The 10,925-nt window shown below is 66.1% G+C and carries 11 protein-coding genes; 4 read left to right on the top strand and 7 right to left on the bottom strand.

Translation table 11 applies throughout. The features are described from left to right. Positions 1-206 (top strand): glucosaminidase domain-containing protein (locus GJ629_RS10920; RefSeq protein WP_197428558.1); only part of this gene is annotated, 206 nt, incomplete at its 5' end. 133 nt (positions 207-339) lie between these two features. Here GJ629_RS10920 and ileS read toward each other — a convergent pair. Beyond that, positions 340-3,576 carry an isoleucine--tRNA ligase gene (gene ileS, locus GJ629_RS10915; protein WP_157513077.1) on the bottom strand — a complete coding sequence of 1,079 codons (3,237 nt, stop codon included), beginning with the start codon at positions 3,574-3,576 and terminating at the stop codon, positions 340-342. Between the two features lie 52 nt (positions 3,577-3,628). Here ileS and GJ629_RS10910 point away from each other — a divergent pair, with 52 nt between their 5' ends. Both GJ629_RS10910 and GJ629_RS10905 read left to right on the top strand, forming a co-directional pair. After that, complete coding sequence (locus tag GJ629_RS10910; protein ID WP_157513076.1) at positions 3,629-3,859, top strand: hypothetical protein; 231 nt, start codon at positions 3,629-3,631, stop codon at positions 3,857-3,859. 112 nt (positions 3,860-3,971) lie between these two features. Further along, a complete protein-coding gene (locus GJ629_RS10905; RefSeq protein WP_157513075.1) occupies positions 3,972-4,199 on the top strand; it encodes a hypothetical protein in 228 nt (75 codons plus the stop codon). Positions 4,200-4,349: 150 nt separating this feature from the next. Here the strand turns inward: GJ629_RS10905 and GJ629_RS10900 are convergent, their stop codons facing one another. The 5 genes from GJ629_RS10900 to GJ629_RS10880 form a co-directional block, all read right to left on the bottom strand. Beyond that, the gene (locus GJ629_RS10900; protein ID WP_157513074.1) at positions 4,350-4,781 is read right to left on the bottom strand and encodes a type II toxin-antitoxin system VapC family toxin; all 432 of its coding nucleotides are present in this window, start codon (positions 4,779-4,781) and stop codon (positions 4,350-4,352) included. Next, on the bottom strand, positions 4,778-5,053 hold the full coding sequence (locus GJ629_RS10895; RefSeq protein ID WP_157513073.1) for a hypothetical protein: 276 nt from the start codon (positions 5,051-5,053) through the stop codon (positions 4,778-4,780). The genes GJ629_RS10900 and GJ629_RS10895 overlap by 4 nt, the downstream gene beginning before the upstream one ends. A 144-nt stretch (positions 5,054-5,197) precedes the next feature. Continuing rightward, positions 5,198-5,899: a queuosine precursor transporter gene (locus tag GJ629_RS10890; protein ID WP_157513072.1), complete on the bottom strand. Its 702-nt coding sequence runs from the start codon at positions 5,897-5,899 to the stop codon at positions 5,198-5,200. Next, on the bottom strand, positions 5,886-6,065 hold the full coding sequence (locus tag GJ629_RS10885; protein ID WP_157513071.1) for a ribbon-helix-helix protein, CopG family: 180 nt from the start codon (positions 6,063-6,065) through the stop codon (positions 5,886-5,888). The genes GJ629_RS10890 and GJ629_RS10885 overlap by 14 nt, the downstream gene beginning before the upstream one ends. Before the next feature lie 37 nt (positions 6,066-6,102). After that, positions 6,103-8,469 (bottom strand): twin-arginine translocase subunit TatC, encoded by a 2,367-nt coding sequence (locus GJ629_RS10880; RefSeq protein WP_157513069.1) that lies wholly within the window; start codon positions 8,467-8,469, stop codon positions 6,103-6,105. Between the two features lie 113 nt (positions 8,470-8,582). On the opposite strand from GJ629_RS10880, the gene GJ629_RS17720 reads away from it, so the two are divergent. Beyond that, complete coding sequence (locus tag GJ629_RS17720) at positions 8,583-9,890, top strand: twin-arginine translocase subunit TatC (protein ID WP_157513068.1); 1,308 nt, start codon at positions 8,583-8,585, stop codon at positions 9,888-9,890. Positions 9,891-9,917: 27 nt separating this feature from the next. On the opposite strand, the gene larE is transcribed toward GJ629_RS17720, so the two are convergent. Continuing rightward, a complete protein-coding gene (gene larE / locus GJ629_RS10870; RefSeq protein WP_157513066.1) occupies positions 9,918-10,787 on the bottom strand; it encodes an ATP-dependent sacrificial sulfur transferase LarE in 870 nt (289 codons plus the stop codon). Positions 10,788-10,925: the final 138 nt, after the last annotated feature.

Genomic DNA, 10,925 nt, shown 5'->3' with positions numbered 1-10,925 from the left:
GTCCGGCCGAGTGCGCCGACAGCTTCAGTTCCTTCGAGGACTCAATCCGGCAGGTTATGTCCTACGTCGACCGTGAGTACCTCTCGTCCGACGGCCGGTACTACGTCGAACCGACCCTCGCGGGGATGAACCAGAACTATGCGACCGACGACCGCTGGGCGAACAAGATAGCTGACATCTACAACCGCCTAGTCGCGACCCTCTAGGGACACGCACCGGCACAACCACTTTTTACTTCGTCGGGTAGCTTCGCGTCGCTCAGCTACCACTCCTCGCAAAACGATGGGAAAACGAACCTCGACGCTCGCTACCCTCGCGTCGAGTACTCCGAGAGGACCGCTACGCCTCCGCGTCCGCCACCGGCACGACGGCGATGTCCATCTCGATGCCTTCGACGTCCCACGTCTTGCGGTGGCCGTCCTCGACGGAGCCGAGCGTGTCGGCCCGAACCTCTTCTTTGATGAGCGCTTCGTGGTCGGCGATCAGGTCGGCGACCCGGTCGTCGGCGATGTCGAGGTCCACGCGGATGCGCTCCTCCAGTTCGAGGTCCAGATCCTTGCGCATCTCCTGGACGCGGCGGATCACCTCGCGGGCGTACCCCTCGCTCTCGATGTCCTCGGTGAGGGTCGTGTCGACGTAGACGACACCCTCGCCGTCGAGTGCCTCGAAGGCGGTCCCGGCCACGCCGTCGGGGAGTTGGCTGACGAACGACACCATCTCGTCGTCGAGGTCGACCTCGCGGCCGAGGGCGTCGGCGACGGCCGCCTCCAGAGCGTCGACTGACGGCTCCTCGATACGGGCGTCGTTACAGGCGTTCATCACCTCTTGGGCGTCCTGCCCGAAGGCGGGCCCGAGTTTGCTCATATCGGCCTCGGCGCTGTAGGCGAGTTCGCCCCAGTCTTGCTCGGTACCGAGCACCTCGACCGACCGGGCGTTGAGGCGGTCGGCGATGAGTGCCGCCCGGCGGGCGACGGTGTCGGGCAGGTCGCCCGAGTCGTCGCTGTCGACGTCGACCACGACGCGCTGGACCGGCCAGCGAAGCTTTCGCTCGGCCTGCTGGCGGGCGTTCGACCCCGCCTCCTCGACGGCACGGACGACCTCGATATCGGCTTCGAGCGCCGCGTCACGCCAGTCCTCGTCCGGTTGCGGGTAGTCACACATATGGACCGTCGGGTGGCCGGCGTCGCCGGTCAGGTGCCCGTATATCTCCTCGCTGATGAACGGCGCGTAGGGGGCCAGCAGGGCGACCACGTCCTCCAAGACGCGGTACAGCGTCGCGTAGGCCGCCTGTTTCGACGCGCTGTCTTCCTCTTCCCACATCCGCTCCCGAACTTCCTGAATGTAGAACCGCGAGACGTCCTCGACGACGAACGAAAGCAGGGCGTTCAGGCCCTTCTCGTGTTCGAACTCGTCGAAGGCGGCCTGCATCTCGGCCTCGACGGTCTGGAGGCGGCTGAGTAGCCACTCGTCGATGAGTTCGAGGTCCTCGTCGACGCTCTCGACGGTGGTCGCCTCTGGATTGAATCCGTCAGCGCGCATATACGGCAGCGGGAACCGGAAGACGTTCCAGAGGATGTTCAAGCGGCGCTGCATCTCCTCGGTCTCGTCCCACGAGAAGCGCATATCCTCGCCCTGTGCCGTGACCGACAGCAGGAACAACCGCATCGGGTCCCGACCGTACTCCTCGATGACCTCGTGGGGGTCGACGAGGACGCCCTTGGATTTGGACATCCCGCGGCCGTCGGGCATATTGGCGTAGCCGTGCATCAGCACCTGCTCGTAGGGAATCTCGCCGACGGCGGCCCCGCCCATCCCGAGTTGGGACCAGAACCACCCGCGGGTCTGGTCGTGGGCCTCGATGATGAGGTCGGCGGGCCACAGGCGGTCGTAGGCCTCGTTCTGCTCGGGGTAGTCCAGCGTCCCCCACGTCGCCACCGAGGAGTCGAGCCACACGTCGAAGACGTCGCCGACGCGTTCGTAGGTTCGACCGTCCTCCGCGGCGTCCGCCGCGTCGGTGCGGTCCTCGGTGATAGTGAGGTCGTCGACGGTGTCCTTGTGGATGTCGACCGTCTCGGGGTCGATATCCTGATCGACCCGGTCGGCCAGTTCCTCGCGGTCGCCGATCACGATGGCCTCGTCCATCGACCCGTTCCAGTCTTCGGGGATCCAGATCGGGATGGGGATGCCCCAGTAGCGCTGGCGGGAGACGTTCCAGTCGGGGGCCTCCTCGACGAAGTCCTCGAAGCGGTTGTCCCGTGCCCACTGTGGGTACCACTCGCTGTCGTCGATCAGATCCAGCAGTTCGTCTTTGATGTCGGTGATGGTGATGAACCACTGGTCGGTGACGATGCGGACGATATCTGTGTCACAGCGCCAGCACTGCCCCTCGCGGACGGTGTGACCCGTCTCGTGGGCCAGCATACGGCCCTTCGCTTCGAGGTCGGCGATGACCTCGTCGTTGGCGTCCCGGACGAAGGTGCCCTCGTACTTGCCGGCCGACGCCTCGTAGACGCCGTCGGGACCGACCGGACAGAATATCTCCAGTCCCAACTCCTGGCCGCGTTCGAAGTCCTCCTCACCGTGGCCCGGCGCGGAGTGGACCAAGCCCGTACGGTCGGCCTCGACGTAGTCGGCGGTGTAGACCTGCCCGCTCCCCTCGGCGCTGGCGTGGTCGGGCACCTCCTCGGCCAGCGGATGGTCGTACTCCCACCCGACGAGGTCCTCGCCGGTCAGTTCCTCGACGACCTCGTAGTCGTCGTAGCGGCCGGCCTTCAGTACGTCCTCGACACAGGCCTCGGCGACGTAGAGCCGTTCGGTCTCGCCGTCCTTGGTCGCGTCCACGCCGACGTACCCGAGATCGCCGTCGGCCGCGACGAAGGTGTTGGCGACGATGGTCCACGGCGTCGTCGTCCAGATGACGAGGTTCCCCTCCCGCTCGCTGAGCGGGAACTTCACGTAGATGGAGGGCTTGCCCACGTCGTGGTACTCGACCTCGTTGTTGGCGATAGCGGTCTCACACCGAGGACACTGGTTGATCGAGCGCATCCCCTGCTCGACGAGGCCGCGCTCGTGGGCGTTTTTGAACCCCCACCACGCGGCTTCCATATACTCGGGGTCGACCGTCTTGTAGGGGTCGTCCCAGTCCATCCAGACGCCGAAGTCTTGGAAGTCGCTCTGGAGGCCCTCAAGTTGCTCGTCGGCGAAGGCTTTGCACTCCTCGATGAAGTTCTCCTCGCCGAACTCCTCGATGTCTTTTTTGTTCTCGAAGTCGAGTCGCTCCTCGACTTTCGTCTCGATGGGGAGGCCGTGCATGTCGTAGCCGGGCCGGTCGGTGACGTTGTAGCCCGACATCCGCAGATACCGGATGTAGATGTCCTTCAGCGTCTTGTTCCACGTCGTCCCCATGTGGGCGGCCCCCGAAGTGTACGGCGGGCCGTCGACGAAGAAGAAGTCCTCGCCGTCCTCGCGGTGCTGCACTGTCTGCTCGTAGGCGTCGACTGCCTCCCAGTAGTCGAACACCCGGTCCTCGACGGACGCGGGGTCGTACTGGTCGTCGACGTCGGCGAAGCGGTCCATACTCGGTCTGTCCGGCCCGACCAATAAAGGACAATCGGTTGTGTGGCACGCTGTGACTGGCGAGCGGTCGAGCGGGCCCGACGGTCAGGCGTCTCGGAGCGCCGGAAGCGCCCGGTCCCGGGCGACCATCGCGCCAGCGTACAGCGCCAGCGCCCCCCATAAACACCATCCAGACACCGACGACCTGATCGCCCGCGGCGAGCGTCCGGACGGCGGTCAGTTCCGCGGTGAGGCCGGTGATAGCCAGCGCGCCGGCGACGAGAGTGTAGAGCAGTTCCGGTAGTACGTCGAGTAACGAGTCGAACATACGTGTACGGCGACGCCAGTCGAATATGACTCTTTCTGTCGAGCGGCGAGCGTCACATTATTGTGGACCGGCGAGCGTCCACGAAACTATGGGACGATACGGAGATATCGACTACCCGACCGTCACCCGCCGAGGGTTCGCGCTCGGTGTGGCACTGCTCGTCGTCGGCATACTGGGCCACGTCCTCGGTCCTGTGCTGTTCGGCCCGCTCCCGGAGTGGGAGCGAACCCTCTTTCTCGATATGGAGATAGTCGGCGTCCTCCTCGGACTGCTCACCCCGCTCGTGTTCGGCATCGTGTTGCCCCTGACGGAGTGAAGTCGGTTCGCGGGGGCTACCGCCCGAACGAAAGCGAGTCGACGCCGCCCGACCGCTCGGGCACCGCGGACGACCGTCTGCTCGTCGGCATCGGGCCCCGCTCGGGGCCGATAAGCCGGTCCTCGACGGGCGCGGGGAGAGTACGAGAACTCAGACTGCTTCGGGATCGATACGCTCGACGAGACCGTCGAAGTCGTCGTCGAAGCTCAACACCGCATCGATCTCGTGGCGGTCACAGAGGGCGATAGTACTCGCATCGGTGAAACTCAGACGCTGATCGTCGTACCGTTCGAACACCTCAATCGTCGATTCGAACACGGGCGCGGTGACGTACAGCAGCTCGTACAGCGCGGGATAGTCGCCGACACCCCGGATTCGGTCGCCAAGGCGTGTCGCTGTCCCGACTGAACCGCTCCGTTTCAGTGTCAGCGTGACTGCCTCGTCGTAGATGTAGTCACTAACGTACGGCATCCCGTACTCGCCGTCGTACAGCGCATCGAGCGCCCGCACTGCCGCGTCGTGTCGGGAGGCGTCGGTGTCGTGCTCGGCGTACAGGACACCGGTATCGACGACGACAGTCATCCGTAGAGTATGTCGTCGATATCGTCTTCGTCGGTCTCGACACCGGAACTGAACTGCCCCGCCCGCATCGCCGCTTTCTCGTCGTCGGACAGGGGGACTGCCGAGTCACGAAACGAGTCGACGACCGCCGCTTTCGATTCGTAGGCGTCGTCGATGAGACGCGAGAGCAGTTCCTGCTGAGTGACGCGCTCACCGGTTTTGAGCCGGATCTCGGCCTGTAGCTCTTCGAGCCGGTCCTTCGCGTCCTCGTCGACTTTCACCGCCGTGGCCATACCGGACGTAGAGAGTACAACTCAATAAAGGTCGCTACTAGCAACCAGCGTCGAACACTGACCGAACGCCCTGCCCCGATAGCACACCGTCGCCGATTCCGGATTTTCCTGCACAGCGCGGTGGCGGCCCCGCTGAGAGAGTTGCTACCGACCGAACGAAAGCGAGTCGACGCCGCCCGACCGCTCGGGCACCGCGCGGACGACCAGATAGACGAAGGGCGTATCGACCAGCGCGATCAGCAGTTTCAGGACGTACTGCCCGACCATCAGCGAGAGGACGACCGACAGCGGCAGGCCCTGAAACAGCAGGAAGGCGACGGTGACGAAGATGACAGTGTCGATGAGTTGGCTGGAGGCCGTCGAGGCGACGTTACGGAGCCACAGCGCGTCCCCGTCGGTCGCCTCCCGGAGGCGGTGGAAGACGAGGACGTCCCAGTTTTGGCTGACGATATACGCCAGCAGGCTCCCGGCGACGACGCCCGTCGAGGGGCCCAGCACGGACGCGAACTGGGACTGCTCGATACCGGAGTTCGGCAGGATGGGCGCGGCGATAGTGCTCCACACCAGCGCTAGCAGGACGAAGTTCATCAGGAAGCCGACGTTGACCATCACTTGGGCGGCCCGGCGGCCGTACAGTTCGGCGTAGCAGTCAGAGGCGAAGAACGTCAGCGCGTACGCCAGCGCCGCGCCGGGCAGTATCAGCGTGTCGCCGGCGACCGGAAACGCGAACGGGATGTCGAACGCCAGCACCTTCGCGGCGGTGACCTGTGCGGTGACCAGCGCGGTGACGAACAGCGCCAACAGCCCTACCTGCGGCACCGCGAGCGTGGACTCACTCCGACTCATCGTCGAGTCTGTCGTGGCGGGCGTCTATCTCGTCGAGCGTGTCCAGTGTCTTCCTGATCGAGGCGCGGATGGCCTCGCTGCGGTTGACGAACTTCCCGTCCTCGCCGACGTGTCGGTCGAGGTCCGTCAGGAGCTCGGCAGGGACCTCGACGCTTATTTTGGGCATACCGCGTGTTGTCGGCAGGATGGCAAAAGTGGTCCGATCAGTCCGCGGGTTCGGTCTCGGTCGCCTTCTCGCGGCGGCCGCCGAGAGTCAGCAACCAGAGGGCGGCCAGTCCGCCGAGGAACGACAGCGCGATCGGGATGGCCAACACGAACATCGTGAACACGCCCTTCGGGGAGATGAGCGCCGAGAACGCGAAGACGGTGATGACGACCTCCCGCCAGCGGCTCCACATCGCCTCGAAACTGAGCAGGCCGCCGTAGTAGAACAGGAACATCGTCACCGGAATCTCCGCCAGTAGGCCGATGCCGACGGTCGTGTAGACGATGAGCCAGCCGTAGTATTTGATCCGGTAGGCGATGACCATGTTCGCGCCGATGGTGTCCTGTGCGAGCCACGAGATGACCCCCGGGGCGACGTAGGCGTACCCGAGGACGCTGCCGAGGAGGACGCCGCCGACCAGCGTCCCGCCCCACAGCCCGAGGATCCGCCGGTCGCCAGTGACGCCGGCACGCTCTTTCAGCGCCGGCCACGCGTAGTACAGCACCAGCGGCGCGGTGACGACGATGGCCACCAGCAGCGAGAACTTGATCATGAAGATCAGGTGCTCGACGGGGTGGAGCGCGACGGGGTTGACGTCGCCGGGGTTCATCCCAGCCGGGAGCCGCGTCAGGAAGTCCTCCTGGATGATCTTCAGGCCGCCGCGGTAGAGCGCGACGAAGACGAGCGCCAGCGTCGCCATAAACACCGCGGCGATGCGGAAGCTCTTGGCGGTCAGCGACTCCAGGATGAACGAGAGGTCGTAGTAGTAGCCGCCGATATCCTCCTCGGTGGTGTCGTCGTCGGTGAACGCGTCGACGACGCCGGTCGTCGTCTCGGTGACGACCCCGGGGTCGCCGCCGTCGTCGTCGGGCGAGGGGCCGGCCTCCGGCGGGCGTTCGGTCTCGGCCGCGTCGGCAGGCGTGTGCGGCACGTCGTCGTCCGCCGGGTCTGGGGCGGGCCCCGCCTGCCCCTGGTCGCGGGCGTGAGGCGGGACCTCCGAACCGTCGCCGGCGTCCGGGGCCGGCGGCGGTCCGCCGGTGCCGGGCGGCCCGGTGTCGTCCTCCTCCTCGGCGTCCTGCTCCCGTTGTTCCTCGACCTCGTCGAAGCGGTCGAGGATGGCCTCGGCCTTCTCGGAGTCGTTGTCGTCGATGGCGTCGGAGGCGAGCGAGAGCGCCTCGTCCTCGGTCATATCCTCGAAGGCTTCGATGGGGGCCGCCCGGACGCCGCCGGCGGTGAGTTCGCCGATATCGATGTCCTCGGGGTCGCCGGCGCTGGCCGGTTCGTACCGCATCCCGCCCATATCGTCGAGTTCCCGGGAGACGTACCAGTAGAGGACGGCGACGGCGGCGGCGAGGCCGACGAACACGCCGAGGGCGGCGGCAGCGACCTGATCGCTCGTCCCGACGGCGCTCCCGAGCGAGGGGAGCGTCGGCCAGAACGACCCCGGCAGCGCGGCCAGCACGTCGTTGGTCAGCGGGATGCCGCCGGCCGTGAAGAAGGCGTAGACGGCGAGGAAGGCGAGGACGCCACAGCCGGCGGCGACGTTCCAGTGCTCGCGCGCTATCTGTCCGAACGCCAGCCGTTCGTTGCTCCGTTTGATCGTGACGACGAACTTCGTGAACTGGAGGCTGATCGCGTAGAGGACGACCAGCGGCGTCGCCCACATAAGCTGGGTGATCGGGTCCGGGGGCGTGAACAGCGCCCCGCCGGCGTAGAGGCCGAGGACGGCGTACTTCCACTTGTCCCGGAACGTCTCGTAGGGGACGATTTCGGCGTAGGCGAGGCTGCTCATCACCAGCGGCAACTGGGCGGCGATACCGAACGACAGCGAGAGCAGGGCGGTGAACTCGACCCACTTGGTGATCTGGTAGGTCGGCCGGAAGCCGGCGCTCTCGGCCGTGTTCGCCAGGAACTCGAACATAATGGGCAGAAAGAGCGTGTAGGCGTAGCCGATGCCGAGGGTAAAGAGCGTGAGCGTCCCGAGAGCGAAGCCGGCGACCTTCCACTTCGAGATGGGTGTGTCTGGGAGCACCCCGCGCTCGCGGAGGGCGTCCCGGGAGAGGTACAACAGCACGGGGATAGCGAGGAAGATGCCGACGATGATCCCGATTTTCGCCTGTAAGAGGATCACCTCGAAGGGGTTTGTCGTGACGACCTTGGCATTGGTCGCACCCGTCTCGACGAGGTCCGCCCGGAGGATGTCCCAGACCCACCGACGGAGGACCATAATGGTCCCGACGAGGCCGATGACGAAGACGATGAACACCTTCTGGAGATGCTTCTGGACCGAGCGGAGCATCGTCCCGGCGGCCTCGCGGCCGCTTGCGACCGCGCGCTTGGTGTCGTCGTCGATAGCGCTGGACATCGCTGTTCGCCACCACTTACCGGGTCGCTGTTATCAATTTATTCCTTCGTCGTGCGCGAGCGGGTGGGGAGAAAAGAAAGTTTACAACAGGTGAGAGCCAACCCGGGGCTACGATGGGCGAAAGCGAGACCGGTAGCTCCGAGATTCCGGGCGAGGAGCCGCCGGCCCCCGCAGAGCCGTATGACCCCGAACTCGACGGCCCGCCCGACGACGAGGAGCTACCGCTGACCCAGCACATAGAGGAGATGGTCAGCCGGTTGCTCGTCGTCCTCGCAGTGATCGCTGTCGTCAGCGGCATCGTCTTCCCGTTCGCGGAGGACATCATCACGTTCCTGTGGTTCTCGTTTCTGCCCGGCAACGGGTCGGCCTGCCCGACGACGGCCTCCGGCGCGGCCTGCCCCCGGGTGTACCATCCGCTCGGGCTCATCCTCGCCCGCCTGAAGGTCGCCTCGCTGGCGGGCTTCGTCATCGGCCTCCCGGTGCTGGTCTACGAGAGCTACCTGTTCATGCGCCCCGGGCTGTACCCCCGCGAGCGCCGCTACTACCTCGCGTCCGTCCCGACGAGCCTCGTCCTCGCCGGCGTCGGCATCTTCTTCGCGTACTTCCTCGTGCTGCCGGCCATCTTCACGTACTTCCTGTACTACTCCGAGAGCGCCGCCGAGATCGCGCTCAGCCTGAGCGAGACGTTCGACCTGATGGTCATTATGCTCGGCCTGTTCGCGGTCATCTTCCAGATCCCGCTGTTCATCATGCTGGCGATCATGATGGGCGTGACCACCCGACGGTGGCTCGTCGACCGCCGGCTGTACTTCTGGGCCGGGTTCGCCGGCATCGCGTTCCTGTTTAACCCCGACCCGACCGGGATGGCCCCCTTCGTCGTCACGGCGACGATGATCGGGCTGTTCGAGGGGACGCTGCTGTTGTTGAAGTGGACCGGCCAATCCACGACAGCGCCGTCCGCGGAGGCGACCGCCCGCTGGCGGCCCATCGCGTGGGGGCTGTTCGCAGTGGTCGGCTACCTCGTCAGCAACCTCCCGACAGTCGGGACCTACTACGGCGTAATCCCGGCGGCGGTGACGGACCTGCTGGCGCAGGTCGGCGTCCTCGCGTACCTGCCGATCATCGTCACCGGCGTACTCGTCGGCCTCTACGAGTGGACGATATACTTCCTCCGTGAGGCCAGACGCGCCCCGCGGCTCAAAGCCCTGCTGCGGCAGTACCGCCGCCGGGTGTGGGTCGGGTCGCTGATCGTCGGCTACTTCGCCAACCCCGAACCCCCCCTGATCGACATCGCCAGTCAGGTCGAACTCGCGCCGCTGGCGACGGTCGCCGTCGTGGTCGGTCTGGTCGCGCTGTTCGAGGGGACGATGCTCGTCTGGCGGCGACTCGGCAGTAGCGAAGACGAAGAGTTCAGACCCTGAGGGCGGTCGTCGCGCCGCCACCGAGCGTTAGTTCGACGGATACTCCGCGTCCAGCAGCTCCTCCTCGGTCGACTCCTCCTCGGGGCTGACGCTCCCGGTCCGGTAGCCGTGGAGATCGAGCGTCACGTGGTCGAACCCACAATCCGCGATGTGTTCGCGGGCCGCCCGAATAAAGTCGGGATCTAACGCCACGTCCAGTTCGTCCTCGCCCACTTCGATACGGGCGAGGCCGTCGTGGTCCCGGACGCGGAACTGCTCGAACCCCCACGTCCGCAGGAGGCGTTCGGCCTTCTCGATGCGGGAGAGGCGGTCCTCGGTGACCTCCAACCCCGTCGGGATGCGCGAGGAGAGACACGCCATCGAGGGCTTGTCGGCGACCGAGAGGTCGTAGTGGCGGGCGATGGCCCGCACCTCGTCTTTGGTGATGTCGTTGGACAGAAGCGGGGAGTAGGCGTCCAGTTCATCGACGGCCCGGAGGCCGGGGCGGTGGCCCTCGCCGGGGTCGTCGGCGTTGGTGCCGTCACAGACGGTGTCGATGCCGAACTCGCGGGCGCGGTCGAACATCGCAGAGAGCCGCATCGACCGGCAGTGATAGCAGCGCTCGTCGTCGTTCGTGACGAACGCCTCGCTGTCCAACTCGGAGAAGGTCGTCTCCTCGTGGCGAATCCCTATCTCCTCGGCCACGCGCCGGGCGTCGTCCAGTTCCTCGGCGGGAAGCGTCTCGCTGCGGGCGGTACAGGCGACGGCGTCGTCGCCGAGGGCGTCGTGAGCGATGGCGGCGACGACCGAGGAGTCGACACCGCCGGAGAAAGCGATCAGGACGCCGTCACGGTCGGCCAGATCGGCGCGGGCGGCGTCGAGTTTGGCCGTCGTCGTGGCGTCGAGGTCCGCGGACATACACCCCCGTTTCGCGTGGAGGCGCAAAAGCGGCCTGCATCGCGGCTCAGTCCGATTGCGGACTGTTCGGGTTCGCGTAGTGCCAGAGCACGCGCGGGACGAGGACGACGAACGGGGCCGCGAACGCGGCGACGACGA

It is taken from the genome of Halapricum sp. CBA1109, assembly GCF_009741825.1.
Classification (GTDB): Archaea; Halobacteriota; Halobacteria; order Halobacteriales; family Haloarculaceae; genus Halapricum.
The sequence above is the reverse complement of the archived record's forward strand: the minus strand, read 5'-3'. Positions and strand labels throughout refer to the sequence as shown.

Coding starts and splice junctions, on each gene's coding strand:
- GJ629_RS10895 (WP_157513073.1), bottom strand. CDS start 5,053: ATGGCCACGGCGGTGAAAGTCGACGAGGACGCGAAGGACCGGCTCGAA.
- GJ629_RS10880 (WP_157513069.1), bottom strand. CDS start 8,469: ATGTCCAGCGCTATCGACGACGACACCAAGCGCGCGGTCGCAAGCGGC.
- GJ629_RS10905 (WP_157513075.1), top strand. CDS start 3,972: ATGGGACGATACGGAGATATCGACTACCCGACCGTCACCCGCCGAGGG.
- GJ629_RS10900 (WP_157513074.1), bottom strand. CDS start 4,781: ATGACTGTCGTCGTCGATACCGGTGTCCTGTACGCCGAGCACGACACC.
- ileS (WP_157513077.1), bottom strand. CDS start 3,576: ATGGACCGCTTCGCCGACGTCGACGACCAGTACGACCCCGCGTCCGTC.
- GJ629_RS10890 (WP_157513072.1), bottom strand. CDS start 5,899: ATGAGTCGGAGTGAGTCCACGCTCGCGGTGCCGCAGGTAGGGCTGTTG.
- GJ629_RS17720 (WP_157513068.1), top strand. CDS start 8,583: ATGGGCGAAAGCGAGACCGGTAGCTCCGAGATTCCGGGCGAGGAGCCG.
- larE (WP_157513066.1), bottom strand. CDS start 10,787: ATGTCCGCGGACCTCGACGCCACGACGACGGCCAAACTCGACGCCGCC.
- GJ629_RS10885 (WP_157513071.1), bottom strand. CDS start 6,065: ATGCCCAAAATAAGCGTCGAGGTCCCTGCCGAGCTCCTGACGGACCTC.